The following is a 23,367-nucleotide window of genomic DNA, read 5'->3' as shown; positions in this document are numbered from 1 at the left end:
CGGGAGAAGATGGCCCTGTGCCCGACCTCGCCGCCCTGACCCGTCCGCTCGTCCTCGACGGGGGGCTCTCGACCGTGCTCGAGCAGCAGGGCGCCGACCTGTCCGGGGCGCTGTGGACCGCGCGGCTGCTGGGGGAGGAGCCGCAGCGGATCGCCGCCGCCCACCGCTCCTACTTTCGGGCCGGGGCGCAGGTCGCCACGACCGCGAGCTACCAGGCGAGCGTCGAGGGCCTCGGCGACGACGCCGCCCGGTTGATCCCGCTCAGCGTGACGATCGCCCGCGAGGTCCGCGACTCGTTCGACGACCCGGACCTGCTGGTGGCCGCCTCCGTCGGGCCGTACGGCGCGTTCCTGGCTGACGGTTCGGAGTACCGCGGGCAGTACGGCGTACCGGCCGCTCGGCTGCGTGACTTCCACGCTCCCCGGCTGGAGCTGCTCGCCGCCGCCGGCCCCGACCTGCTCGCAGTGGAGACGATCCCCGACGCCGCCGAGGCCGAGGTGCTCGTCGCGCTGCTCGACGAGCTCGGCGTGCCCGCCTGGTTCAGCTACTCGGTCCGCGGCGACGCCACGTGCGCCGGTCAGCCGCTCACCGACGCCTACGCCGTCCTCTCCGGCTGCCGGGCCGTGGTCGCCGCCGGGGTCAACTGCTCGGAGCAGGACGACGTGCTCGGCGCGGTGACCGCGGCCGTCGCCGCCACCGGCCTGCCCGCGGTCGCCTACCCGAACCGGGGTGGCAGCTGGGATCCCGAGACCAAGGCGTGGGCGTACGGCGACCCGGTCGACCTCGACCTGGTCGAGGGCTGGGTCGCCGCCGGGGCGCGGCTGGTCGGCGGCTGCTGCGGCACCGGTCCCGAGGACGTCGCAGCCCTGGCCGCCCGGGTGTCAGTCGACCCGCACCTCGACGACGCCGGCGACGGTCCGGGCGGCGACGTACGCGAGTGAGCGCTCGGCGGGGCCGTCAGGCCCGCTGATCTCCGCGACGCCCTCGTCGACCTCGACCAGCCAGTCGGCGCGACCGAGCGACGCGAGCAGCTGGTCGATGTCGGCCGCGATCGCCTCGTCGGCCCGAGCCAGGGCGCGGACGACGTCGCTGCGGCTGAGGATGCCGACGAGCCGGCCGTGCTCGTCGAGCACCGGGAGGCTCTTCGCGGAGATCGCGACCATGGTCTCGACGGCGTCGGCGACGTCGTCGTCGACGCGCACCGAGGCGGCCACGCGGGTGTAGACGTCCTCGACGGTCCGGGGCTGGAAGAGCGGCTCGACGGTCACCGGGTGCTCCGGAGCGCGGGGGTCGCGGGCGACCGCCTCCCGGATCAGGTCGGCCTCACTGACGATGCCGCACACCCGCCCGTGGTCGTCGACGACCGGGAGCGAGGTGATGCCCAGCCGGGCGAGCGTGGTCAGTGCCTCCTTGAGGTGCGCGCTCGGGCGCACGGTGGCGGGACCAGGGGTCATCAGGTCTCGGACCAGCATGGGGTGCCTCCTCGGATCGGGATGGTCAGGGCTTCCAGAGCCGGCGACCGGTCAGCTCGACCGGCTCGATCCGGACATAGGTGGTGTGCGGCCCGTCGGCCCACACGCGCAGCTCGCCGAGCGTGTCGGGGGCGTCGGCGGCGTCGAACATCTCGACCTTCCCGACGACCACCACGCTCCACGCGGTCCCGCTCTCGTCGTCGACGTCGTCGATCTCGACGACGACCGACTGGTCCCGAGCCTCGCGGGCGAGGGCGGAGTCGCGGTCGATGCGGAACCACACCGCGCCGTCGGCGACGTCGTAGTTCACCGGCACCAGCCGGATCCCGTCGGCGCCCTGCCACGCCACCCGGGCGAGGTAGGCGCCTTCGAGCAGGTGCCAGCAGTCGTAGGCCAGCAGGTTGGCGACGTTGGTCGTGCTCATGTGGCCAGCGTCATCCGTGACGTGCGTTCGGCCCAGACCGAACGGTCCCGACGACGGGTGACGAAGGTCCCGCCGAGCGCGGGCCCGGGGCCCCTGCTCGCCGGTCCTGCGCGGACCGAGCATGGAGACGAGGAGGTAGTGATGACCAACAGCCTGCCCATCCTGCCCGCCACCCCGGGCAACGTCGTGGTCGTCGGCGTGGACGGCTCCGAGGCCAACCGCGGAGCGCTGCGCTACGCCGTCGCCGAGGCGCGGTCCACCGGGGCCGCCCTCAAGCTGGTGCACGTGGTCCCCGACCACCTGCCCACACCCGCGCTGGTGCCGGTGACCCCCCAGGAGCTCGACGACCTCGGTCACCAGTTCCTGCGGGACGCGGCGGAGACCGTGCGCGCACTCGACCCCGACCTGGCCGTCGAGGGGTGGCTGCACCACGGCACGCGGCCGGTGGAGCTGGCGCACGGCGCGGAGGGCGCCCGTGTGCTGGTCGTCGGACGGGACGGGCGACCGCTGCTCGAGCGGCTGCTGCGCGGTGACACCGCGACGGGAGTCGCGGCTCGTGCCGCCGTGCCGGTCGTCGAGGTGCCCGCGGACTGGAGCCCCCGGCCACCGGATGCCGACCACGTCGTGGTGGTGGCCGTGAAGGTCGCGGACCGCGCCGCCACGCTCCTCGCCGACGCGTTCGGGCTTGCCGCGCAGCGCGCGGCGACGTTGGTCGTGCTGCACGCAACGAAGTCCGACAGCCGGGCGGCGACGCTCGGGATCGAGGCGGTGCTGCGCGACTGGCGGGCCCGGTTCCCCGACGTCAAGGTCGACGTCCGCGTCGTGCCCGAACCGGCGAGCGACGCCGTCGTCGCCGCCTCCCGGGACGCCGACCTGGTGGTCGTCGGCCGCCGCGGCCGCGGTGTGCCGGCGGCCACGCACCTCGGTACGACGGCCCGCGCCGTGCTGCGCGCCGCCCACAGCCCGGTCCGCGTCGTCGCGACCGCCGAGCGGGGGTGGTCAGCATGACCGGCACCGAGAACCGCGTCCTGGTCGCCGTCGGCCCGGAGGGCGTCCACGGTGGCGCGCTCACGTTCGCTGCCGAGGAGGCGACCCGCCGGGGGACCGGCATCGAGCTCCTGCACGTCGTACGCACCCGGGTGACCGGTGGCGACGGTCTCGAGCACCTGCAGGCACTCGACTCGTCGCTGACCGAGTCCGGCCGGCGCGCGCTCACCGCCGCGGCGGAGCGGCTGCGTGACCTCGTCGAGGACGAGGTGCCGGTCGCCACGGAGATCCGGTCCGGCCCGGTGGTCTCGAGCATCGTCGACCGGGCCGCGGTCGGTGACCTCGTCGTGCTCGAACGGCGCGACGTCGGGACCGTCGAACGGCTGCTCACCATGTCGGTCTCGACCCGGGTCGCGGCGCACGCGCACGTGCCGGTCGCCGTCGTACCCCAGAGCTGGGTGCCTCATCCCGTGCTCGAGCGCCCGGTCGTCGTCGGGGTCGACTCCTCGACCGACCCGCTCGGCCAGGTGCGGGAGGCGCTCGCGTACGCCGAGCTCGCCCACCTGCCCCTCGAGGTCCTCCACGCGACCTGGCTCGCGGAGCCGTGGCAGGACCTCGCGTTCGGCAACGACACGCGCGCCCAGTGGATCCGCGAGGCCGAGCGAGAGCTCGACAAGGCGCTCGCCGAGGTGGCCGGCGGGCCCGTCCCGGTGACGCGCGACGTCCAGTGGCGGCGCCCGGTCGACGCCCTCGCGGGGGCGACCCGGCGAGCCGCGGTCGTGGTGCTCAACCGCAGGCACGAGCGCGGCCTCGCGCCGCACCTCGGCGCCACGACGAGGACCGTCCTCCGGTACGCCGAGTGCCCGGTGCTGGTCGTCGACCGCGACTGAGGGACGAAGGTCCCGATGCCTGCGGGGCCAACGACCGAGGCCGAGCGGGCCGAGCGGTCCTACGGTGTACCCATGACGGGACCCGTCGCGCAGGGTGGAGACGAGCAGAGGCCGATCAGGGTCTATCTGCTCGACGACCACGAGCTGGTGCGACGCGGCATCCGCGAGCTGCTCGAGTCCGCCGGCGACATCGAGGTCGTCGGGGAGTCCGGGCTGGCGCACGAGGCCGCGCAGTGCATCCCGCTGCTCCGGCCGGACGTCGCGATCCTCGACGGCCGGCTGCCGGACGGCTCCGGCATCGAGGTCTGCCGCCAGGTCCGCTCGGACGACCCGGGTATCGCCGTCCTGATCCTCACGTCGTACGACGACGCGCTCTTCGCCGCGATCATGGCCGGTGCCTCCGGCTACCTGCTCAAGCAGGTCACGGGCGCGGACTTCCTCGACGCCGTGCGCCGGGTCGCGGCGGGCCAGTCCACGCTGGACCCTGCGGTGACGGCGCAGGTGCTGGATCGGCTGCGCCAGGGACCGCCCGAGGAGCCGGCGGCAGACCACCTGACGGTGAAGGAGCAGCAGGTGCTCGACCTCATCGGCGAAGGTCTCACGAACCGCCAGGTCGCCCACCGGCTCGGCCTCGCCGAGAAGACGGTCAAGAACTACGTCTCCGCCCTGCTCGCGAAGCTCGGCGTGGAGAGCCGCACCCAGGCCGCGATCATCGCGACCCGGCAGCACGCCGAGAAGTGGGAGTGACCCGGGTCGAACGACCCCTGCCGATCGGGCGGTCCGGCCCTGCTCGTGGCGAGCTGTGAGGAGTCCACTGGGACGTGGACGAGCAACCGTGCCACGAACGGGAGGAGACGACCATGAGCACCACACACGGCACGCACGCGACGACCACGACCCCGCCGGCCACCACGGCCGCCCGGAGCCTCTCCGTATCCGCAGCACGAGCGCTCGCCGCGCTCCGGATCGCCTTCGGCCTCACGTTCCTATGGGCCTTCTTCGACAAGCTCCTCGCGCTCGGCTACCACACCGGTTACGACGCGGAGGGCAACCTGGACCGCTTCGGCGACGCCGCCTGGATCAACGGCGGTAGCCCGACCGAGGGGTTCCTGACGTACGGCACCAAGGGCCCGTTCGAGGACTTCTACAACTCGATCGCCGGTGACTGGTGGGCGGACTGGCTGTTCATGCTCGGTCTGCTCGGCATCGGCACCGCCCTCACGTTCGGCATCGGGATGCGCATCGCCGGAGCTGCCGGCGCGCTGCTCTACATGCTGATGTGGTCGGTCTACCTGCCACCGGAGAACAACCCCGTCCTCGACGAGCACGTACTCGGCGCGATCACCATGGTGGTCCTGGCGCTCACCTACGCCGGTGACACCTGGGGTGCCGGTCGGGCCTGGGCGAAGACCTCGTTCGTGCAGCACTGGCCAGCCCTGCGGTAGCCGCAGGCCCCCGACGGGCGGTGCGCCGGCTCGGAGCGCACGGCGCACCGCCGCCACCTCCACCCACAAGAGCCGCACGCGACGCGTGCGGCTCTTGGTGCGCGCGCGTTAGGCATCGTGCGTCTGCCGGATCCTGCGGTCTAGACGAACGCACGGTCTCGGTAGCAGCTACCTCGGCTCCCACCTAGTGTCTGGCGGACCACGCGACCCCCGGAGGATGCATGAGCACTCAGCACACTCGAGTGCGACACCTGGCAGCCGCGATGACTCTGGTGATGTCGGTACTCACGTTGTACCTCGCGGGTGGAGCAGGTGCCGAGGAGGCGCGGAGCGATCGTTTCGCCGGGACGTGGGTCGGGAGTGTCGAGCAGGCGGGTTCGCCTGGCTATCGGGCAAAGGTCACCATCATTCGCGAGGGCCGCGGGTATCGCGCGAACGTCAGGTACCCGGAGCTCCTCTGCGGCGGCGTCTGGAGCCTCGAGGACCGGGCCGGAGACACGCTGCGGTTCACCGAGCACATCCGCTACGGCGGCGTGTGTGCGGATGGGGTCGCGATCACCGTCACCGCCGGGTCCGGCGGAAGCCTGGACTACGTCGCGACCTTCGGAGGAGAGTCGGCGACCGCAAGGCTCGACCCTGCCCAGGGTCGAGTGGGTCCCGGGATCCCCGAGCCCGGGCACGGCCTCCGTCAGTGGCCCACGGATCAGCAAGAGGCCGGAGCGCCGCTCATGATCTGGTTCGGCGCAGCCTGGCGCGTGGGCGAATGGGACCTGGGACTCCCTACGTGGTCCTCGTGCATCGAGCAAGACCTCTGCGTCGCCGGCGCCCGCGACGACGTCGGCGTCGTGCAGCGTGGAGCCGAGGGCTACTACACCGTCGACGAGTTCAGTGTGGACATGCCCGCCCGCTACCACCTTCGCAAGCTCGGCTTCAGCCGGGCGACGGTACGGAATCTCCTGTCCTGAGCCAGTCGGCGCATCCGCACCCGGCGAACCACCTCTGAATGATGTGAGGTGCGGGCGGTACTGGGTTTGAGTCAGTGACCTCTTCCGTGCAACGGCTGAGCCGCGCTGCCACCGTGGTGGCAAACGAAAGAGCCGCTCTCGGGGGAGAGCGGCTCTGACTTTCTGCGAGGTGCGGGGGGGTACTGGGTTTGAGTCAGTGACCTCTTCCGTGCAACGGCTGAGCCGCGCTGCCACCGTGGTGGCAAACGAAAGAGCCGCTCTCGGGGGAGAGCGGCTCTGACTTTCTGCGAGGTGCTGGTGGGCGATACTGGGTTTGAACCAGTGACCTCTTCCGTGTCAAGGAAGCGCGCTACCACTGCGCCAATCGCCCGGGTCTTGATTTGTTGGAGAGGTGGGTACGGGATTTGAACCCGTGTACACGGATTTGCAGTCCGTTGCCTCGCCTCTCGGCCAACCCACCATTGGAGGCCAAACCAGAGAGAGACCTCTCAGAGCGGACGACGAGGCTCGAACTCGCGACCTCAACCTTGGCAAGGTTGCGCTCTACCAACTGAGCTACGTCCGCTTGCGACTCCGTCCGGTCTCCCGGTCGGCGTGCGTGAGAACAGTAGCCGATGCCCCAGACCATGCAAAATCGCCCCCCTCCGGGCGCGTCGCGGGGCTTCTGGAGGCACTTCTAGAGTGACCGCATGCGTGCGTGGGTGAACGGTGAGCTCCTGTCCGATGCGAGTGCGGCGGCGGTCTCGGTGACCGACCACGGGCTGACGGTGGGGGACGGGGTGTTCGAGGCGATCAAGGTCGTCGACGGCCTCCCGTTCGCTCTCGACCTCCACCTGGCCCGGCTCCACCGGTCCGCGAAGGGCCTCGGGCTCCCGGACGTCGACGAGGGCGAGGTACGGCGTGGCCTGGCTGCGGTGCTCGACGGCCACCCGCTGCCGCTCGGCCGGATCCGGATCACGGTCACCGGCGGGCCTGCCCCGCTCGGATCGGGCCGCGGGGACGCCGGCCCGACCCTGATCGTGGTCGCCGACGCGATGCAGCCCTGGCCCGCGTCGACCCCGGTGGCGACGGTGCCGTGGCCGCGCAACGAGCGCGGCGCGCTGGCCGGGCTCAAGACCACGTCGTACGCCGAGAACGTCGTCGCGCTGGCCGAGGCGAAGTCGCGCGGCGCCACGGAGGCGATCTTCGCGAACACCGCTGGTCACCTGTGCGAGGGCACGGGCTCGAACGTCTTCTACGTCGTCGACGGCGAGCTGCGGACGCCCACCCTGGCCAGCGGCTGCCTGGCCGGCGTCACCCGAGCCCTGATCCTCGAGTGGTACGGCGGTCGCGAGGTCGACGAGCCGATCGAGGTCGTCGAGCGGGCCAGCGAGGTGTTCCTGGCCTCGACGACCCGCGACGTGCAGCCGGTATCGCGCTGGGACGATCGCGAGCTGCCGGTCCCGGGCCCGGTCACCGCCGAGGTGCAGGACGTGTGGCGCCGGCGGGAGCCGGAGCTACTGGGGCTCTGACTGGCGGGTCAGCACGTCGACGAGCAGGTCCAGGTCGATGATCTCGGTCCCGGACGGCACCAGCGCCTGGGTGCGGGTCAGGAACCGGTAGAGGTCGTGGGTGCTCAGCTGGGTCACCAGGTGGCCGTCGGGGGAGTGCAGCTCCATGACCACCGCGGCCCGACCGCCCTCGTCGATGCTCGGCCACAGCTGGATGTCACCTTCGCCGGCCGGGTCGGTCAGCCCCTGGACCAGCAGGTCGCGTGCTACCAGCCAGCAGACCTCGTCCTTCGGTCCCCGGAACGTGATGCACACGGCCCACGGGTCGGCGGGGTCGTACCCGAACGAGGCGGGGAGGTCCACGCTGCGTCCCCGCGCGTCCAGGCACTGGAGGATGAGCTCCTGGGACAGGGTGTGGGCCTTCGGCTGCTGATTCACGACAGGGAGACGGACGAGTGCGCGTTCCGTGACGCGACCCCTCGAATGTGATCTCACCGAGCCCGTAGGCTAGAGTCTGCGACCGCAGTTCCCGGGCGATTGGCGCAGTGGTAGCGCGCTTCGTTCACACCGAAGAGGTCACTGGTTCGAACCCAGTATCGCCCACCCGAGATGCGAGAGCCGCACGCGACAGCGTGCGGCTCTTGTCGTTCGTGGTGGTGGCAGCGCGGCTCTGCCGTTTGCACCGAAGAGGTCGCTGGTTCGAACCCAGTATCGCCCACCCGAGATGCGAGAGCCGCACGCAAGAGCGTGCGGCTCTTGTCGTCCAGGCGGACGGAATTCTGCGTGGTCGCGCCTGGTTCGACCTGGCATGACAACGATCGGACTCATCGGGGCAGGCAACATCGGCAGCGCGCTCGCGCACCTCGCGGTGCAGGCGGGGTACGACGTGGTGCTGAGCAACAGTCGCGGACCGGAGACGCTGAGCGACCTGGTCGCCGAGCTCGGGGAGCACGCGCGAGCCGGCACCCCCGAGGAGGCGGCCGCGGCCGGCGACCTCGTGGTGGTGACCATCCCGCTCAAGAACTACGTCGACGTGCCCGTCGAGCCGCTGCGCGGCAAGGTCGTCATCGACACGGGCAACTACTACCCGCAGCGAGACGGCCAGATCGCCGAGCTCGACGACGAGTCGACCACCACCTCCGAGCTGGTCCAGGCGCACCTGCCGGAGTCGAAGGTCGTGAAGGGCTTCAACAACATCAACTACGGCGCGCTGCGCGAGCTGCCCCGGCCCGCCGGCGACCCCGAGCGCAGCACCCTGGCGCTCGCCGGTGACGACGCGGACGCGAAGGCAGCGGTCGCCGCGTTCCTCGACGACATCGGCTACGACGCGTACGACGCCGGTCCGCTGTCGGAGGGCTGGCGCTTCCAGCGCGACCTCCCGGCGTACGCCCAGCTCTACAGCGCCGACCCGCCGGGCACCTGGCCGCCGCAGCAGCACCGCCCGGTGAGCCGGGAGTTCCTGCTGGAGCAGCTGGGGAAGGCGCAGCGCTACCGCGACATGTGAGCGTCGGTGCACGCCCTCGTCAGGTCGTGACGTCGTACATCGAGTCGAGTAGCGGCCGGTACCTCGCCTCCACGACCTTGCGGCGAACCTTCAGGCTGGGGGTGACCTCGCCGTTCTCGATCATCAGGTCGCGGTCCAGGATCCGGAAGTCCTTGATCGTCTCCCACCGGTTCAGGCGACCGTTCATCCGGTCGATCGAGGCCTGGACGTAGGCGCGGACGGCCGGCAGCGCGACCAGCGCGGCGTAGTCCGTCTCGGTCACGTCGTTCGCGGCCGCCCACTGGGCGAGCGCGTCGGGGTCCAGGGTGACCAGGGCGGTCGCGTAGTTGCGGCCCTCGGCGTGCACGACCATCTGGCTGGCCAGAGGGCAGACCGCCTTGAAGAGCATCTCGATCGCCTGCGGAGCGATGTACTTGCCGCCGGACGTCTTGACGAGATCCTTCTTGCGGTCCGTGATCCGGAGCCGGCCCTCCTCGTCGAGCTCGCCCACGTCGCCGGTGGCGAGCCAGCCCGCGGCGTCGAGCACCTCGGCCGTGGAGCCGGGCCGGTCGTGGTAGCCGCGCATCACGCTGGGCCCGCGCAGCAGGATCTCACCGTCCTCGGCGATCCTGACCTCGGTCCCGGGCACCGGGGGCCCCACCGTGCCGAACTTCGGGTCGTCCAGGCGCACGATGCAGGCGCCGGCGCTGGTCTCCGTCAACCCGTAGCCCTCGATGACCACCATCCCGGCAGCGTGGAACCACTCGGCCACGTCGGGGGAGAGCGGCGCGCTCCCGGAGATCAGGAACCGGATCCGGCCGCCGAGCCGGTCCCGGACCTTGGCCAGGACGAGGCGGTCGGCCAAGCGGTGCTGCGTCCGGGTGAGGAGGCCCACGGGGTCGCCGGACGCGCGCGCCTGCGCCACCCGGTTGCCGACGCCGAAGGCCCAACCGAAGAGCGCGCCCTTGACGCCACCCTCCTCCTCGACGCTCTGCACGACCTTCGCGTGCACCTTCTCGAAGATCCGCGGTGGCCCGGCCATGAACGTGGGCCGGATCTCGGCGAGGTTGGGCACGATCCGGTCCATCCGGCCGTCGACCGCGGTCGGGAAGCCGACCTGGAGCTGAACGGCCTGCAGCATCTTGCCGAACGAGTGCGAGAGCGGAAGCCACAGGTACTGCAGGTCGTCCTGGTGCACGAGATCCAGTGCTTCGGCGGCAACGCCGATGTAGGTCCAGCAGCGGTGCGGCAGCTCGACTCCCTTGGGCCGACCGGTCGTGCCCGAGGTGTAGATGAGCGTGGCGAGGTCTTCGGGCCGTACGGCGTCCACGGCCAGGTCTACTGCGTCCGGGTGGTCGGCCAGATACGTGTTCCCGAGGTCTCGTAGGTCGTCGAGCCCCAGCACCCAGTCGCCGTCGGGGGTCCCGTCGAAGGTGATCACCCGGTCGAGCGCGAGCAGCGCGCCGCGCTGGGTGCGCAGCTTCTCCACCTGGGTGTCGTCCTCCACGAAGGCGATCCGGGATCCGCTGTCGGCCAGGATGAAGCCGACGTCCTCTGGCTGGGTCGACGGATAGACCGTGGTGGTCGCCGCGCCGGCGCACGCGACCGCGAGGTCGGCGTACAGCCACTCGACACGAGTGCCGCTCACGATCGCGACCCGCTCCTCGGAGCGGATGCCGAGGGAGAGCAGGCCGGCGGCCAGGGCACGCACGACATCGCTGGTCTCGCGCCAGCTGATCGACTTCCAGTGCTGGCCGACGGGGAAGCGGAACGCCTCGGAATCCGGCGTGGCAGCGACCCGGTCGAGGAACATCCGGGGGACCGACACCGCCTGACCCGGAAGTCGGACGAGCGGGTCAGGCGCGGTCTCAGGCATCAGAGTTCTCCACTTCGGTGGCGGCGGGGATGGGCAGGTCGACGACGACGTCGACCCGGTTGATCCCGGCGGGAGTCACGGTGATCTCGCCGAGCCGACGCAGCATCGCCAGCGAGGCCGCGTTGTCGGAGGCGACCGTGGTGACCACGCGGGTGACCCCGGCCGGTCGTTGTCGCATCAGCTCGTCCAGCAGGGCGGTCGCGACGCCGCGGCCCTGCCACTCGTCGAGGACGGTGACAGCCACGTCGGCGGCGTTCGGCTGGTCCTCGTACCTGATCATCCGCGCGACGCCCACAGGCTCGCCGTCGTGCTCGTCGTCGAGGACCACCAGTGCCAGCGCCACGTGGTCGACGCCGTCGACGCCGTCGACGAGCTGGTCGAGCAGGGCGCCGTTGAGATGCGGGACCCAGGCGAGGAACCGGTGGTAGCGCGCGGACTCGGAGAGATGTTCATAGCCCTCGCGCAGGGCTGCCCGGTCCCCGTGGTTCAGGGGCCAGATGAGCGCGCCGGTGCCGTCGGCGAGGACGGCCTCGGCGATCACGCCGCTTCTCCCATGCGGCCAACCTCGTCCAGCGGACCCCGCCGCGGCAGCGGCAATGGTCCCGAATCGGCCAGGACTTCCAACCTTCGGCGGCGGAGCGCCGGAGAAACCGCCGCGCGGCTCGCGGCGACCCACCGATACGATCGCTGGGTCCGTACGCCGTACCCAAGGAGCCAACGTGTCCGACTTGAAGATCGTCCTCGCCCACGCCGACGCGCGTGAGGACCGGACGGTCACGACGGGCACCAAGGCCTGGGAGCTCTTCGCCGACGACACCGCGGTGATCGCCGCGCGCGTGAACGGCGAGCTGAAGGACCTGTCCTACGTGCTGGCCGACGGTGAGGTGGTCGAGGGGGTCGCGATCGACAGCTCGGACGGTCGCGACATCCTGCGGCACTCGACCGCGCACGTGATGGCGCAGGCCGTGCAGCAGCTGTTCCCGGACGCCAAGCTCGGCATCGGCCCGCCGGTCGAGAACGGCTTCTACTACGACTTCGACGTCGAGACCCCGTTCGTGCCCGAGGACCTCGCGAAGATCGAGACCGCGATGCGGAAGATCATCAAGGAGGGCCAGCGCTTCGAGCGCCGGGTCACCAGCGACGCCGACGCGATCAACGAGCTCAAGGACGAGCCGTACAAGATCGAGCTGATCGGCCTCAAGGGCGGCTCGGGCGCCGACAGCACCGAGGGCGCGAGCGTCGAGGTCGGCGCCGGCGAGCTGACGATCTACGACAACGTCCGCCGCGACGGCGCGGTCGCCTGGAGCGACCTGTGCCGCGGCCCGCACCTGCCGACCACGAAGCGGATCCCGGCGTTCAAGCTGATGCGCTCCGCGGCGGCGTACTGGCGCGGCGACGAGAAGAACAAGCAGCTCCAGCGCATCTACGGCACCGCCTGGGAGTCGAAGGAGGCGCTCGAGGAGCACCTGCACCGGATCGAGGAGGCCGAGCGCCGCGACCACCGCAAGCTCGGCCGCGAGCTCGACCTGTTCAGCTTCCCCGACGAGATCGGCTCCGGCCTGGCGGTCTTCCACCCCAAGGGCGGTGTGATCAAGCGCGAGATGGAGGACTACGTCCGCCAGCGCCACATCGAGGAGGGCTTCCAGTACGTCGGCACCCCCCACATCACCAAGGAGGGCCTGTTCCACACCTCCGGGCACCTGCCGTACTACGCCGACACCATGTTCCCGCCGATGGAGTTCGAGGGCGCGAACTACTACCTCAAGGCGATGAACTGCCCGATGCACAACCTGATCTTCAGGTCGCGCGGGCGGTCCTACCGTGAGCTGCCGCTGCGGCTCTTCGAGTTCGGCTCGGTGTACCGCTACGAGAAGTCCGGGGTCGTCCACGGCCTCACCCGCGTGCGTGGCCTGACCCAGGACGACTCCCACTCCTACGTCACCCCCGAGCAGGCCCCGGCGGAGATCAAGCACCTGCTCGACTTCGTGCTCGGGCTGCTGCGCGACTTCGGGATCGACGACTTCTACCTCGAGCTCTCGACCCGCGACGACTCCAAGCCCGACAAGTTCGTCGGCAGCGACGAGGACTGGGCGACCGCGACCAAGGTGCTCGAGGACGTCGCGGTGGCGTCGGGCCTCCAGCTGGTCGCCGACCCGGGTGGCGCGGCGTTCTACGGCCCGAAGATCTCGGTCCAGGCGCGTGACGCGATCGGCCGGACCTGGCAGATGTCGACGATCCAGTACGACTTCAACCAGCCCAAGGGCTTCGACCTGCACTACACCGCCGCCGACGGCTCGCGGCAGCAGCCGGTGATGATCCACTCCGCGAAGTTCGGATCGCTGGAGCGGTTCTTCGGCGTGCTCGTCGAGCACTACGCCGGCGCGTTCCCTCCGTGGCTCGCCCCGGTCCAGGTGCAGGCGATCCCGGTCGCCGACACGTTCTCGGACTACCTGCACGACGTCGCCAAGCAGATGCGCACCAAGGGGATCCGCGTCGAGGTCGACGACTCCGACGACCGCATGCAGAAGAAGATCCGCAACGCGCAGCTGCAGAAGGTCCCGTTCATGATGATCGCCGGCGCGGACGACGTGGCGGCGAACGCCGTCTCGTTCCGCTACCGCGACGGCCGCCAGGACAACGGCGTGCCGATCGACGAGGCGATCACGCGGGTCCTCGACGCCGTGGCGTCGCGCGAGCAGGTCTAGGTCAACCGCTTCTCGTAGCGGCGGCACGGCGAGATGTACGTCGTGCCGCCCGCGGTGACCTCGTAGGGCAGGTCGCCGGCGTCGTACCAGCCCTGCTTCTCGTAGAACCGTCGCGCCCGGGCGTTGCCGACGACGACGGCGAGCCAGGCGACCTCGTGCCCGGCTGCAGCGATCCGGCGCTCGCCGGCGGCGAGCAGCGGCGCCGCGATCCCGCCGCCGTGCAGGTCGGGGTCGACGAACAGCTGCTCGAGCTCGTCGCCGTCCACCATCGTGAAGCCGACCACGCGCCCGTCCACCTCGGCGACCGTCGTGTCGGCCACGCGCGAGGGCGTCCGCTCGCGGAACGCCTCGAGCGTGCGGCCCGCGGTCAGGCCGTCGGGGACGTGCCCGGGGTGGGCGACGTGCCACGCGCGGTGCCAGATCTCGGCGACGGTGGCCATGTCCTCGGGGCGTGCCGGACGCAGCGTCATGGCCCTCACTTTAGGGTGATGCCATGAGCGACCCCGTGGGACAGGAGCGCGACGGTTTCGAGGGGTTCGACCGTCTCTGGACACCACACCGGATGGCGTACGTCGCCCCGGCCCAGCCCGTCGGCGACGGCTGCCCGTTCTGCACGATGGAGCACCTGGCGCCCGAGGACAGCCTGGTCGTGCACCGGGGCGAGACGTGCTTCGCGGTGCTCAACCTGCACCCGTACAACCCGGGCCACCTGATGGTGCTCCCGCTCCGGCACGTCGCCGAGATCGAGGACCTCACGACCGAGGAGGCCGCGGAGCTGATGACGATGACGCAGCAGGCCGTGCGCGTGATCCGGCAGGTCAGCGGGCCGCACGCGTTCAACATCGGGATCAACCTGGGCGGCGTGGCCGGCGGCTCGCTCTCGCAGCACCTGCACCAGCACGTGGTGCCCCGCTGGTCGGGCGACGCGAACTTCATCACGGTGCTGTCCGGCACCAAGACGCTCCCGCAGCTGCTGTCCGACACCCGGCAGCTGCTCGCCGAGGCCTGGTCGTGAGCGACGCCGAGCTCGCCGCACGCCTGGTCCGCGAGGCCGGGACCCTCGCCGACCGGATGCGCGCAGGGGGCCTGGAGGCACAGACGAAGACGTCGGTCTCGGACGTGGTCACCGCGGCCGACCACGCCGCGGAGCGCCAGGTCATCGAGACGCTCGCGACCGAGCGCCCCGACGACGGCGTGCTCGGGGAGGAGGGCGCCGACCATCGCGGCAGCACCGGTCGGATCTGGGTGATCGACCCGGTCGACGGCACCTACAACTTCCTCGCCGGGCTGGACTGGTGGTGCTCGGCGATCGCGCTGACCGACGGCGACGAGCTCCTGCTCGGCGCGATCCACCACCCCGCGTCCGGGCGCACCTTCGTGGGCGGACCCGGCCTGGCGAGCACGGTGAACGGCGTCCCGCTCGAGCCGATCGCCGACCGCCCGCTGGCGGAGTCCTGCCTGGCGACCTACCTGCACCCGCCGTTCCTCGACCACGAGGTCGGCGAGGCGTTCGACCGGATGGCCGGGCGCGCGGCCACCATGCGGATGCTGGGCTCGGGCTCCATGGACGCGACCGCCGTCGCCGAGGGGCGCCTGCACGTCATCTGCCAGCACTCCGTGCCGCCCTGGGACGCGCTGCCGGGCGCCGCGATCATCTGCGGCGCCGGGGGAGTAACCCGGCGGGTCCGCGCCGCCGGCGTCGAGTGGTACGTCGCGGGCGCACCCACGGCTGTCGACGAGGTGTGCGCCGCGCTCACCGAAGGCGTGTGGCGACGACCGTGACGTCGTCGCTGTGCCGGTCGTCGGCCAGGGCGGCGGCCGCGGCGACCAGCTCCGCAAGCGGCCGTCCGGCGAGCTCGGCCAGGCGGCGGCGCAGGCGCTCGATGCCCTCGTCGATGTCGTGGTCGCGGGACTCGACGACCCCGTCGGTGACCAGGACGACCACCGTGCCGGGCTCGAGCGTGAAGTGCTCGGCCTCGCGGTGCAGCCGGGTCAGCACGCCCAGCGGCCCCGACGAGCCGACCTCGACGAGCTCCGCGGTGCCGTCGGGCCGCACCAGCACGAGAGGCACGTGGCCGGCGTTGCAGACGGTGAGTGTGCGGCCGTCGGGGTCGATGAGGACCGCGGCGGCCGTCACGAACTGCTCCGGAGCATCGCGCGCGATCAGCTCGTCGGCGGCCTCGAACAGCGCGGCCGGGTCCGGCTCGACGGTCAGCAGCCCACGGATGCCGGCGCGCACGTGGATCATGGCGGTCGCCGCGCTGACCCCGCGCCCCATCACGTCCCCGACGACCAGCGCCAGCCCGCCACCCCAGGTGGCGACCGCGTCGTACCAGTCGCCGCCCACGTGCTCCAGGTCGGCGCCGCCGGGGGCGTAGTACGCCTCGATCTCGAACCGGTCGAGCTCCGGCAGGGGGCTCGCGGCCAGGCTGTGCTGCAGCTCCTCCGAGATGGCGGTGGTGTGCCGGAACAGCTCGGCGCGCTCGTCGGCGATCGAGCGCTGGAGCGCGAGCGTGTCGAGCAGCTGCTCGTCCGCCTCGGTCAGCGCCTGGCCGGCGCCGACGATCGCGCGGACCCGCTCGAGGCTCGCGTCGTGCACGGCGGCGACCTGGTCGGGCGTGTGCGCCCGCGAGAAGTCGGCCGTCACCTCCTGCAGCAGCAGCGCCCGGGCCGCGGCATCCTCCTGGAGCTGCTGCATCTGGATCCGTTCGGTCACGTCCTGGACGCAGCCGATGGTGCCGGCCGGAGCGCCGTCGGGGCCGACGAGCACCTTGCCGTGCGCCTCGATCCAGCAGGGCCGGCCGTCGGGGCGCAGGATCCGGTTGCGCAGGACGTAGGTCGAACGCGCCTCCATGGCCGCCATGACGATCTCGATGGTCTCCTCGCGGTCGTCGGGGTGGATGCTGTCGACCCACGCCTCCCACGTGCCGTCGAAGCCACCCAGCGGGAGGCCGTAGATGTGGTGCATCTGGGCGTCCCAGACGTTGGAGCCGTCCGCGGCGTTCCAGTGCCAGGTCCCCAGCTCGGCCGCGGCGTGCGCCAGCCGCAGCCGCTGCTCGCTCGCCGCGGCCTCTGCCGCGGTGCGCCGGGCCTCGGTGACGTCCTCGAGCGCGATGATCGAGCCGGCGACGACGCCACCCGGGCCGGGGACCGGGGTGACCGCGACCGCGGCGACCACCGGGTGGTCACCGTCACGGCGGATCGTGAGCTCGCCGTGCCAGCGGTGGCCGTCGAGCACGTCGAGCAGCGCGTGCTCGGCGGCCGCCTGGTCCGGCTCGATCAGGCTGCCCACCCGCCGGCCGAGCAGCTCCGTCGTACTCGTCCGGAACAGGTCGGCGGCCGCGTCGTTGGCGAACGTCACGAGGCTGGACGCGTCGGTGGCCAGCACCGCGAGGCTGAGGGCGTCGAGCAGCTGCCGCTCATCGACGTGCCGCTCCACGCTGGCTCCTCCCGGTCGCGATGGCCCAGTATGTCGGCCGGGAGGCCGCCAGGTGCGCGTTTGGCGCACCTGGTCACACCCGGGCGTGCGGCGCCTCCGTGGCCCGACCCTGGAAGGCGAGGATCGCCGGGTTGACGACCCGGCCGTCGCGGATCTCGATCGCGTTGCGCAGCGTCTCGACCGCGTCCCACCCCTCCGGCCCCTCGAGCACGGGACGGATGAACGGGATCAGCGCGAGGCTGTTCTCCCAGGTCGCGGAGTTCCAGAGGTACGACGGGCTGTGGTCGACCGCGTAGTAGAGCACGTGGTCGCCGACCTCGAAGGTGGGCTGGTCGAACGTCGTCGGCCGGGCCCACTCGAAGCCCATGCCGAGGTCGCACGAGACGTCGACGATCACGCTGCCCGGTCGGAACGCGGCCAGGTCCGTCGTCTGGAGGTAGGTGAGCGGCGCGGCGGTGTCCTGCAGGGTGCAGTTGACGATGATGTCGTTCTCGGCGAGGTACCCCGCGAGGGGCTCGCGGCCGCGCTCGGTGATGACGTGGCTCAGGTGCTCGCCGTCGGGGTCGTGGTCGAACTGACGGATCCGGACCGAGTGGATCGGCGACCCGACCGCGGCCACCTCGCGGTTGGTCAGCACCGCCACCTCGTGGACCCCGAGGGCGTTGAGGGCGGTGACCGCCCCTCGCGCGGTGGCACCGAACCCGATCACGATCGCGGTCAGCCGTCGTCCGTAGTCGCCGGTGATCCCGGCGAGCTGGAGGGCGTGGATGACCGAGCAGTAGCCGGCGAGCTCGTTGTTCTTGTGGAACACGTGGAGCCCGACGGTGCCGGCGCGGGTCCAGTGGTTCATCGACTCGAACGCGATGAGGGTCAGCCGCCGGTCGATCGCCAGCTGCGTGAGCTCGGCGTCCTGGACGCAGTGCGGCCAGCCCCAGAGCACCTGGCCGGGACTCAGCGCGGCAACGTCCTCGTGCTGCGGCTTCGGCAGCAGCACGACGTCGGAGGTCGCGAGGATCTCGGCCCGGCTGGCGAAGCCCGCGACGTGCTCGGCGAGGGCGGCGTCGGAGACACCGAAGCGCTCGCCGTACCCGTGCTCGAGCGTGATCCGCGCGCGGAGGTCGGCGTCGAGCTGGGGCAGGTGCTCGGGGTGCAGCGGGAGCCGGTGCTCGTTCTCCTTGGCGGAGGTCCCGATGACGCCCAGACCCCGGCCCAGGGACGTCACTTCTTCTTCGGCGGGTGGATCTTGTCGGCGAGGCTGTCGACGTGCCCCTTCTCCCGCTTCTCGGCCCGCTTCTCCTTGATGGACTTGCCGGTCTTCTTGGACATGCTCTGGCGCGGCGACTTGTCGCTCATGCGGGATCTCTCTGAGAGGAAGCCTGGACGGCTCCGTCCTCCGACAGTACGCGCATCTCGGCCCGGGTGCCGCCGGGCCGCGGATCGGGTGGTCAGTCCCTGACGTTCCGGTCGGGTATGACCCCTCCTGGCGACCGGAACGTCAGGGACTGGCCGTCAGCGCACGCCGTAGAGGTGCTCCAGCGCGAGCTGGTCGAGCCGCTCGAAGCCCATGCCGCGCTCAGCGGCGGCGTCAGGGTCGAACGACTCGGCGCGCAGGTCGGCGACCGTCTCGCCGGCCGCCAGCGACGGTACGGCGAGCTGGTCGACCCGCGCGGCCGTCAGGGCCTCCTGGACCTCGGGGTCGGCGCGGAACGCGCGGACCTTGTCCCGCAGGATCAGGTAGTTGCGCATGCAGGCGCGCGCGGACTCCCACACGCCGTCCATGTCCTCGGTGCGCGGCGGCTTGTAGTCGAAGTGCCGCGGGCCCTCGTAGCCGCCGTTCTCGACGATGTCGACGGTCCAGAACGCGCCGCGCGCGTTGCCGGCGCCGAAGCGGAGGTCCTGGTCGTAGCGCGGCCCGGTCTGGCCGTTGAGGTCGATGTGGAACAGCTTGCCATGCCAGAGCGCCTGGGCGAGGCCGTGGGCGTAGTTGAGCGAGGCCATCTCCTCGTGACCGACCTCCGGGTTGAGGCCGACCAGGTCGGGCCGCTCGAGCTCGTTGATGAACGCCAGCGCGTGCCCGACGGTCGGCAGCAGGATGTCGCCGCGCGGCTCGTTGGGCTTCGGCTCGATCGCGAAGCGCAGCCCGTAGCCCTGCTCCTCGGAGTAGGCGCCGAGCACGTCGAACGCCTCCTTGTAGCGCGACAGCGCAGCCTTGACGTCCTTCGCGGCGCCCGACTCGGCGCCCTCGCGGCCGCCCCAGGCCACGAAGATCTTCGCGCCCAGCTCGGCGGCCAGGTCGATCTGCTCGGCGGCCTTGCGGATCGCGAAGCGGCGTACGTCGCGGTCGTTGTTCGTGAAGCCGCCGTCGCGGAAGACGGGGTGCGAGAAGAGGTTGGTGGTCACCATCGGGACCACCAGGCCGGTCTCCTCGAGCGCCTTGCGGAACGGCGCGAGGTGCTGCTCCTTCTCGGCCGGGGAGGCGTCGAACGGGAAGACGTCGTTGTCGTGGAACGTGATGCCGTAGGCGCCGAGGTCGCTGAGCCGGTGGATCGCCTCCGCCGGATCGAGCACCGGGCGGACGGCACCGCCGAAGACGTCGACGCCCTGCCAGCCGACGGTCCAGAGGCCGAAGGAGAAGCGGTCGTCACGGGTGGGGGAGTAGCGGTCGTCGGCGCTCATCGGGTCCTCGATCTCATCACGATTTGGTCACGCTCAGGCGGGGTTGCGCTTGGTTGGAACGTGCAACAAAACACGCGTTCGTAACATCTTGCCGCGCTCCGGCGGCCTGAGTATGTTGTCCGCCACAACATATCCGGTGATGGCCGTCACAAGAAGTCTCGGTCGGTTTCGAAATGACGAACCACATCGGTCCAAGCCATGGAGGTCGAGGGAATGGTCAGGAACAAGGGTGCGCGGTACGCGTCCCTGGTCGCGGCGGGCGTGCTCGCTTTCGGCGCGCTGACGGCGTGCGGCAGCGACAGCGAGGGCGGCGGCGACGGCGGCGACGGCGGCAACGAGAGCGCGGGCAAGGTCGGGGTCATCCTGCCGGACGAGGTCTCCTCGCCGCGCTGGGAGAACAACGACCGTCCGAGCCTCGAGGCCGCGTTCGACGAGGCCGGCGTGGACTCGATCATCGACAACGCCGGTGGCGACGTCGCCAAGTTCGGCACGATCTGCGACAGCATGATCAACGAGGGCGTCACGGTCCTGATGATCGTCAACCTGGACCCCGAGTCCGGCGCGGCGTGTCTGAACAAGGCCGCGGAAGCCGGCGTCCAGAGCATCGACTACGACCGCCTCACCCCGGGTGGCGGCGCGTCGTTCTACGTGTCGTTCGACAACGTCGCGGTCGGCGGCCTGATGGGCACCGGTCTGATCGACTGCCTCGACGCCGCCGGCAAGACGAAGGCGAACATCGTCTACGTCAACGGCGCGCCGACCGACAACAACGCCTCGCTCTTCAAGCAGGGCTACGAGGAGGCCCTCGCCGAGAAGATCGACTCGGGTGACTACACCCTGGTCGGTGACCAGACCGGTGAGTGGGACGCCACCGTCGCGGGTGACGCCTACGAGCAGATGTACACCCAGAACGACGGCAAGATCGACGGCGTCGTCTCGGCCAACGACACGATGGCCGGCGGCATCATCGCCCGCATGAAGGACAACGGCACCGCCGGCACCGTCCCGGTCACCGGTCAGGACGCCTCCACCGAGGGTCTGCAGAACGTCCTCGCCGGCTACCAGTGCGGCACGGTCTACAAGAACACCGACCTGGAGGCCAAGGCGGCGTCCGACCTGGCGATCGCGCTCATCAACGGCGACGACACGGCTTCGCTCGTGACCGGCGAGGTCGAGGACACCGAGCTCGGCACCATGGTCCCGTCGGTCCTGGCCACCCCGGTCTGGGTGACCGCTGACACCGTCCAGTCGGTCATCGACGACGGCTTCGCCAACGCGGCCGACATCTGCGTCGACGAGTTCGCCGACGCGTGCACGGAGTACGGCGTCCAGTAAGCACATCCAGCAGCACTGCTCGGGGGTCCGTCCCGGCCGGGACGGGCCCCCGAGTCCTTTCGGAAACCGGGCGCCCAACACGCAGGCGCCCACCACTCGGCGAGGAGAACCCTGTGTCCGTCCCAGCCCTCGAGCAGGAAGTAGCGGTGGCCTCGGACCAGCCGCTGCTGAGCCTGCGGGGAATCCAGAAGAGCTTCGGCGCCGTGCACGTGCTGCGCGGCGTCGACTTCGACGTCCGACCCGGTCACGTGACCGCGCTGGTCGGCGACAACGGCGCCGGCAAGAGCACCCTGATCAAGGGCATCGCCGGCATCCACGCCTTCGACGAGGGCGACTACTCCTTCGACGGCCAGCCCGTGAAGGTGCACGGCCCGAAGGACGCGAACCACCTCGGGATCGAGGTCGTCTACCAGGACCTCGCGCTCTGCGACAACCTCGACGTGGTCGACAACATGTTCCTGGGCCGCGAGCTCGGCTCGTCGGCGCGCCTGGACGACACCACCATGGAGCTGCGCGCCCGGGAGACCCTGGACGGGCTCTCCGTGCGCACCCTCAAGTCCGTCCGCACGCCCGTCGCCTCGCTCTCGGGCGGCCAGCGGCAGACGGTGGCGATCGCCCGCGCGGTGCTGTGGAACTCGAAGGTCGTCATCCTGGACGAGCCGACCGCCGCCCTCGGTGTCGCGCAGACCGAGCAGGTCCTCCTGCTGGTGCGCCGCCTCGCCGACCGCGGGCTCGGTGTCGTCCTGATCAGCCACAACCTCAACGACGTCTTCGAGGTCGCCGACGACATCGCCGTGCTCTACCTCGGCCAGATGGTCGCGCAGGTCCGCAAGGACGAGGTGACCCGCGGCGAGGTGGTCGAGCTGATCACGACCGGCACGTCCGAGAAGCGCGGCTCCAGCGCCGCGCCCAGCAACGGAGAGATCTGATGAGCGCACCTGCTCCCGCCGTGGTCGAGGAGAAGCCGACCGTCGGCTCCATCGGCCGCGACTACCTCGACAAGCTCCGCGGAGGCGACGTCGGGTCGCTGCCCGCCGTCCTCGGCCTGGTCGCGCTGGTCATCGTGTTCTCGGTGCTGCGGCCCGAGACGTTCACGAGCGAGCTGAACTTCGCCAACCTGATCGGCCAGTCGGCCGCCGTCATGGTGCTCGCGATGGGCCTGATCTTCGTGCTGCTCCTCGGCGAGATCGACCTGTCGGCCGGCTTCACCGGCGGCGTGTCCGCCGCGATGCTCGGCCTCACCCTCACCGAGCACGGCTGGCCGCTGGTCCCGTCGCTCGCCATCGGCATCCTGACCGGGACGTTCATCGGGTTCTGCATCGGCCAGATGGTGGCGCGCATCGGCATCCCGTCGTTCGTGGTCACCCTGGCGCTGTTCCTGGCACTCCAGGGCGTGATGCTGCAGATCATCGGCGAGGGCGGCACGATCGGCCTGCGCAACGAGTTCGTGGTCAACCTCAACAACGGTTCGATGCCGATCTGGGCCGGCTGGACGCTGGGCGTCCTGGTCATCCTCGGCTACGCGCTGTCGACGCTGCTGCGGATCCGTGGTCGCCGGGCGCGAGGCCTGGTGGCCGAGCCGATGCTGCTGTGGGTCATCAAGTCCGGCGCCTTCGCGGTCGCGGTCGTCGCGGTCGTCGGCTACCTGTCGCGCGAGCGGAGCCCCAACCCGGCGCTGAAGTCGCTCAAGGGCGTGCCCAACGTCGTCGTGATCCTCGTGATCCTCGTCGTCGTGCTCGGCTACGTGCTCGCGCGGACCTCGTGGGGCAAGCACGTGTACGCGATCGGCGGGAACGCCGAGGCGGCCCGACGCTCCGGCATCAACGTGGCCTGGGTGAAGATCACGTGCTTCATGATGTGCTCGACCATCGCCGCGCTGGCCGGGTTCCTGGCCGCGAGCCGGACGAACTCGGTCTCGCCGAACACCGGCGGCAGCGACACCCTGCTGCTCGCCGTCGGCGCTGCGGTGATCGGCGGCACCAGCCTCTTCGGGGGCAAGGGCCGGATCACCGACGCGGTGATCGGCGGTCTCGTGGTCGCCGTGATCGGCAACGGCATGGTGCTGCTCGACCAGCCGTCGAGCGTGGTCTACATGGTCACCGGTGGTGTGCTGCTGCTGGCCGCCTCGGTCGACGCGATCAGCCGCCGCCGAGCCGCGGCATCGGGACGGGCATAGCCAC

Annotated in this window: 24 protein-coding genes and 4 tRNA genes; 15 read left to right on the top strand and 13 right to left on the bottom strand. The window is 71.1% G+C overall.

Features of this window, described 5'->3' with window-relative positions; translation table 11 throughout:
* Positions 1 to 17 precede the first annotated feature (17 nt).
* Complete coding sequence (gene mmuM, locus ABD875_RS21525; protein ID WP_345182174.1) at positions 18 to 941, top strand: homocysteine S-methyltransferase; 924 nt, start codon at positions 18 to 20, stop codon at positions 939 to 941.
* Here the strand turns inward: mmuM and ABD875_RS21520 are convergent.
* Both ABD875_RS21520 and ABD875_RS21515 read right to left on the bottom strand, forming a co-directional pair.
* Positions 882 to 1,472 carry a CBS domain-containing protein gene (locus ABD875_RS21520; RefSeq protein ID WP_345182172.1) on the bottom strand — a complete coding sequence of 197 codons (591 nt, stop codon included), beginning with the start codon at positions 1,470 to 1,472 and terminating at the stop codon, positions 882 to 884. The two genes, mmuM and ABD875_RS21520, sit on opposite strands and share 60 nt — an antisense overlap.
* Positions 1,473 to 1,497: 25 nt before the next feature.
* Positions 1,498 to 1,896, bottom strand: a complete 399-nt coding sequence (locus ABD875_RS21515; protein ID WP_345182170.1) for a pyridoxamine 5'-phosphate oxidase family protein — start codon at positions 1,894 to 1,896, stop codon at positions 1,498 to 1,500.
* 141 nt (positions 1,897 to 2,037) lie between these two features.
* Between ABD875_RS21515 and ABD875_RS21510 the strand changes: the two genes are divergently transcribed.
* From ABD875_RS21510 to ABD875_RS21490, 5 genes are all read left to right on the top strand, one after another.
* Positions 2,038 to 2,904 (top strand): universal stress protein, encoded by an 867-nt coding sequence (locus ABD875_RS21510; protein ID WP_345182168.1) that lies wholly within the window; start codon positions 2,038 to 2,040, stop codon positions 2,902 to 2,904.
* Positions 2,901 to 3,773: a universal stress protein gene (locus tag ABD875_RS21505; protein WP_345182166.1), complete on the top strand. Its 873-nt coding sequence runs from the start codon at positions 2,901 to 2,903 to the stop codon at positions 3,771 to 3,773. Before ABD875_RS21510 ends, ABD875_RS21505 begins: the two co-directional genes overlap by 4 nt.
* Before the next feature lie 72 nt (positions 3,774 to 3,845).
* Positions 3,846 to 4,520, top strand: a complete 675-nt coding sequence (locus ABD875_RS21500) for a response regulator (RefSeq protein ID WP_345182164.1) — start codon at positions 3,846 to 3,848, stop codon at positions 4,518 to 4,520.
* Positions 4,521 to 4,633: 113 nt separating this feature from the next.
* The gene (locus ABD875_RS21495; RefSeq protein ID WP_345182162.1) at positions 4,634 to 5,218 is read left to right on the top strand and encodes a hypothetical protein; all 585 of its coding nucleotides are present in this window, start codon (positions 4,634 to 4,636) and stop codon (positions 5,216 to 5,218) included.
* Between the two features lie 221 nt (positions 5,219 to 5,439).
* Positions 5,440 to 6,183 (top strand): hypothetical protein, encoded by a 744-nt coding sequence (locus tag ABD875_RS21490; RefSeq protein ID WP_345182160.1) that lies wholly within the window; start codon positions 5,440 to 5,442, stop codon positions 6,181 to 6,183.
* A 295-nt stretch (positions 6,184 to 6,478) separates the two neighbouring features.
* Here the strand turns inward: ABD875_RS21490 and ABD875_RS21485 are convergent.
* The 3 genes from ABD875_RS21485 to ABD875_RS21475 form a co-directional block, all read right to left on the bottom strand.
* Positions 6,479 to 6,553, bottom strand: a tRNA-Val gene (locus tag ABD875_RS21485).
* A 19-nt stretch (positions 6,554 to 6,572) separates the two neighbouring features.
* Positions 6,573 to 6,643: transfer RNA gene (locus ABD875_RS21480), tRNA-Cys, on the bottom strand.
* Between the two features lie 32 nt (positions 6,644 to 6,675).
* A tRNA-Gly gene (locus ABD875_RS21475) sits at positions 6,676 to 6,748 on the bottom strand.
* 124 nt (positions 6,749 to 6,872) lie between these two features.
* Here ABD875_RS21475 and ABD875_RS21470 point away from each other — a divergent pair.
* Complete coding sequence (locus ABD875_RS21470) at positions 6,873 to 7,694, top strand: aminotransferase class IV (RefSeq protein ID WP_345182158.1); 822 nt, start codon at positions 6,873 to 6,875, stop codon at positions 7,692 to 7,694.
* Here ABD875_RS21470 and ABD875_RS21465 read toward each other — a convergent pair.
* A complete protein-coding gene (locus tag ABD875_RS21465) occupies positions 7,680 to 8,111 on the bottom strand; it encodes an SsgA family sporulation/cell division regulator (RefSeq protein WP_345182156.1) in 432 nt (143 codons plus the stop codon). The two genes, ABD875_RS21470 and ABD875_RS21465, sit on opposite strands and share 15 nt — an antisense overlap.
* A gap of 93 nt (positions 8,112 to 8,204) precedes the next feature.
* Here ABD875_RS21465 and ABD875_RS21460 point away from each other — a divergent pair.
* Positions 8,205 to 8,276: transfer RNA gene (locus tag ABD875_RS21460), tRNA-Val, on the top strand.
* A gap of 205 nt (positions 8,277 to 8,481) precedes the next feature.
* A complete protein-coding gene (locus ABD875_RS21455; RefSeq protein WP_345182154.1) occupies positions 8,482 to 9,177 on the top strand; it encodes an NADPH-dependent F420 reductase in 696 nt (231 codons plus the stop codon).
* Between the two features lie 19 nt (positions 9,178 to 9,196).
* Here the strand turns inward: ABD875_RS21455 and ABD875_RS21450 are convergent, their stop codons facing one another.
* Together ABD875_RS21450 and ABD875_RS21445 are read right to left on the bottom strand one after the other, a co-directional pair.
* On the bottom strand, positions 9,197 to 11,032 hold the full coding sequence (locus ABD875_RS21450) for an AMP-dependent synthetase/ligase (protein WP_345182152.1): 1,836 nt from the start codon (positions 11,030 to 11,032) through the stop codon (positions 9,197 to 9,199).
* Positions 11,025 to 11,573 carry a GNAT family N-acetyltransferase gene (locus ABD875_RS21445; RefSeq protein WP_345182150.1) on the bottom strand — a complete coding sequence of 183 codons (549 nt, stop codon included), beginning with the start codon at positions 11,571 to 11,573 and terminating at the stop codon, positions 11,025 to 11,027. Before ABD875_RS21445 ends, ABD875_RS21450 begins: the two co-directional genes overlap by 8 nt.
* Before the next feature lie 178 nt (positions 11,574 to 11,751).
* Here ABD875_RS21445 and thrS point away from each other — a divergent pair, with 178 nt between their 5' ends.
* Positions 11,752 to 13,737, top strand: coding sequence for a threonine--tRNA ligase (thrS, locus tag ABD875_RS21440; protein ID WP_345182148.1), 1,986 nt, complete (start codon positions 11,752 to 11,754; stop codon positions 13,735 to 13,737).
* Here the strand turns inward: thrS and ABD875_RS21435 are convergent.
* Positions 13,734 to 14,207, bottom strand: a complete 474-nt coding sequence (locus ABD875_RS21435) for a GNAT family N-acetyltransferase (RefSeq protein WP_345182146.1) — start codon at positions 14,205 to 14,207, stop codon at positions 13,734 to 13,736. The genes thrS and ABD875_RS21435 overlap by 4 nt on opposite strands.
* A 23-nt stretch (positions 14,208 to 14,230) precedes the next feature.
* On the opposite strand from ABD875_RS21435, the gene ABD875_RS21430 reads away from it, so the two are divergent.
* Positions 14,231 to 14,752, top strand: a complete 522-nt coding sequence (locus tag ABD875_RS21430; protein WP_345182144.1) for an HIT family protein — start codon at positions 14,231 to 14,233, stop codon at positions 14,750 to 14,752.
* On the top strand, positions 14,749 to 15,519 hold the full coding sequence (locus ABD875_RS21425; RefSeq protein WP_345182142.1) for an inositol monophosphatase family protein: 771 nt from the start codon (positions 14,749 to 14,751) through the stop codon (positions 15,517 to 15,519). Before ABD875_RS21430 ends, ABD875_RS21425 begins: the two co-directional genes overlap by 4 nt.
* Here ABD875_RS21425 and ABD875_RS21420 read toward each other — a convergent pair.
* The 4 genes from ABD875_RS21420 to xylA form a co-directional block, all read right to left on the bottom strand.
* Positions 15,491 to 17,176, bottom strand: coding sequence for a SpoIIE family protein phosphatase (locus ABD875_RS21420; protein WP_345182140.1), 1,686 nt, complete (start codon positions 17,174 to 17,176; stop codon positions 15,491 to 15,493). The two genes, ABD875_RS21425 and ABD875_RS21420, sit on opposite strands and share 29 nt — an antisense overlap.
* 73 nt (positions 17,177 to 17,249) lie before the next feature.
* Positions 17,250 to 18,398 carry a N(5)-(carboxyethyl)ornithine synthase gene (locus ABD875_RS21415; RefSeq protein ID WP_345182138.1) on the bottom strand — a complete coding sequence of 383 codons (1,149 nt, stop codon included), beginning with the start codon at positions 18,396 to 18,398 and terminating at the stop codon, positions 17,250 to 17,252.
* Positions 18,395 to 18,529 (bottom strand): hypothetical protein, encoded by a 135-nt coding sequence (locus tag ABD875_RS21410; protein ID WP_345182135.1) that lies wholly within the window; start codon positions 18,527 to 18,529, stop codon positions 18,395 to 18,397. The genes ABD875_RS21415 and ABD875_RS21410 overlap by 4 nt, the downstream gene beginning before the upstream one ends.
* A 156-nt stretch (positions 18,530 to 18,685) precedes the next feature.
* Positions 18,686 to 19,852, bottom strand: a complete 1,167-nt coding sequence (xylA, locus tag ABD875_RS21405) for a xylose isomerase (protein ID WP_345182133.1) — start codon at positions 19,850 to 19,852, stop codon at positions 18,686 to 18,688.
* 198 nt (positions 19,853 to 20,050) lie between these two features.
* Between xylA and ABD875_RS21400 the strand changes: the two genes are divergently transcribed.
* The 3 genes from ABD875_RS21400 (at position 20,051) to ABD875_RS21390 (ending at position 23,363) form a co-directional block, all read left to right on the top strand.
* Positions 20,051 to 21,187, top strand: coding sequence for a sugar ABC transporter substrate-binding protein (locus ABD875_RS21400; protein ID WP_345182131.1), 1,137 nt, complete (start codon positions 20,051 to 20,053; stop codon positions 21,185 to 21,187).
* 113 nt (positions 21,188 to 21,300) lie between these two features.
* Positions 21,301 to 22,116 (top strand): ATP-binding cassette domain-containing protein, encoded by an 816-nt coding sequence (locus ABD875_RS21395; RefSeq protein WP_345182129.1) that lies wholly within the window; start codon positions 21,301 to 21,303, stop codon positions 22,114 to 22,116.
* Positions 22,116 to 23,363, top strand: a complete 1,248-nt coding sequence (locus tag ABD875_RS21390) for a sugar ABC transporter permease (protein WP_345182127.1) — start codon at positions 22,116 to 22,118, stop codon at positions 23,361 to 23,363. Before ABD875_RS21395 ends, ABD875_RS21390 begins: the two co-directional genes overlap by 1 nt.
* Positions 23,364 to 23,367 lie beyond the last annotated feature (4 nt).

It is taken from the genome of Nocardioides caricicola, from assembly GCF_039541135.1.
In the GTDB taxonomy this organism is placed as follows: Bacteria; Actinomycetota; Actinomycetes; order Propionibacteriales; family Nocardioidaceae; genus Nocardioides; species Nocardioides caricicola.
This window is presented reverse-complemented; position numbering and strand designations above follow the sequence as displayed.

What these genes read in the sequence shown, in the direction of transcription:
- ABD875_RS21520 (WP_345182172.1), bottom strand. Translation starts at nt 1,472, where the DNA reads ATGCTGGTCCGAGACCTGATGACCCCTGGTCCCGCCACCGTGCGCCCG.
- ABD875_RS21515 (WP_345182170.1), bottom strand. Translation starts at nt 1,896, where the DNA reads ATGAGCACGACCAACGTCGCCAACCTGCTGGCCTACGACTGCTGGCAC.
- ABD875_RS21510 (WP_345182168.1), top strand. Translation starts at nt 2,038, where the DNA reads ATGACCAACAGCCTGCCCATCCTGCCCGCCACCCCGGGCAACGTCGTG.
- ABD875_RS21505 (WP_345182166.1), top strand. Translation starts at nt 2,901, where the DNA reads ATGACCGGCACCGAGAACCGCGTCCTGGTCGCCGTCGGCCCGGAGGGC.
- ABD875_RS21500 (WP_345182164.1), top strand. Translation starts at nt 3,846, where the DNA reads ATGACGGGACCCGTCGCGCAGGGTGGAGACGAGCAGAGGCCGATCAGG.
- ABD875_RS21495 (WP_345182162.1), top strand. Translation starts at nt 4,634, where the DNA reads ATGAGCACCACACACGGCACGCACGCGACGACCACGACCCCGCCGGCC.
- ABD875_RS21490 (WP_345182160.1), top strand. Translation starts at nt 5,440, where the DNA reads ATGAGCACTCAGCACACTCGAGTGCGACACCTGGCAGCCGCGATGACT.
- ABD875_RS21470 (WP_345182158.1), top strand. Translation starts at nt 6,873, where the DNA reads ATGCGTGCGTGGGTGAACGGTGAGCTCCTGTCCGATGCGAGTGCGGCG.
- ABD875_RS21455 (WP_345182154.1), top strand. Translation starts at nt 8,482, where the DNA reads ATGACAACGATCGGACTCATCGGGGCAGGCAACATCGGCAGCGCGCTC.
- ABD875_RS21450 (WP_345182152.1), bottom strand. Translation starts at nt 11,032, where the DNA reads ATGCCTGAGACCGCGCCTGACCCGCTCGTCCGACTTCCGGGTCAGGCG.
- ABD875_RS21435 (WP_345182146.1), bottom strand. Translation starts at nt 14,207, where the DNA reads ATGACGCTGCGTCCGGCACGCCCCGAGGACATGGCCACCGTCGCCGAG.
- ABD875_RS21430 (WP_345182144.1), top strand. Translation starts at nt 14,231, where the DNA reads ATGAGCGACCCCGTGGGACAGGAGCGCGACGGTTTCGAGGGGTTCGAC.
- ABD875_RS21410 (WP_345182135.1), bottom strand. Translation starts at nt 18,529, where the DNA reads ATGAGCGACAAGTCGCCGCGCCAGAGCATGTCCAAGAAGACCGGCAAG.
- xylA (WP_345182133.1), bottom strand. Translation starts at nt 19,852, where the DNA reads ATGAGCGCCGACGACCGCTACTCCCCCACCCGTGACGACCGCTTCTCC.
- ABD875_RS21400 (WP_345182131.1), top strand. Translation starts at nt 20,051, where the DNA reads ATGGAGGTCGAGGGAATGGTCAGGAACAAGGGTGCGCGGTACGCGTCC.
- ABD875_RS21390 (WP_345182127.1), top strand. Translation starts at nt 22,116, where the DNA reads ATGAGCGCACCTGCTCCCGCCGTGGTCGAGGAGAAGCCGACCGTCGGC.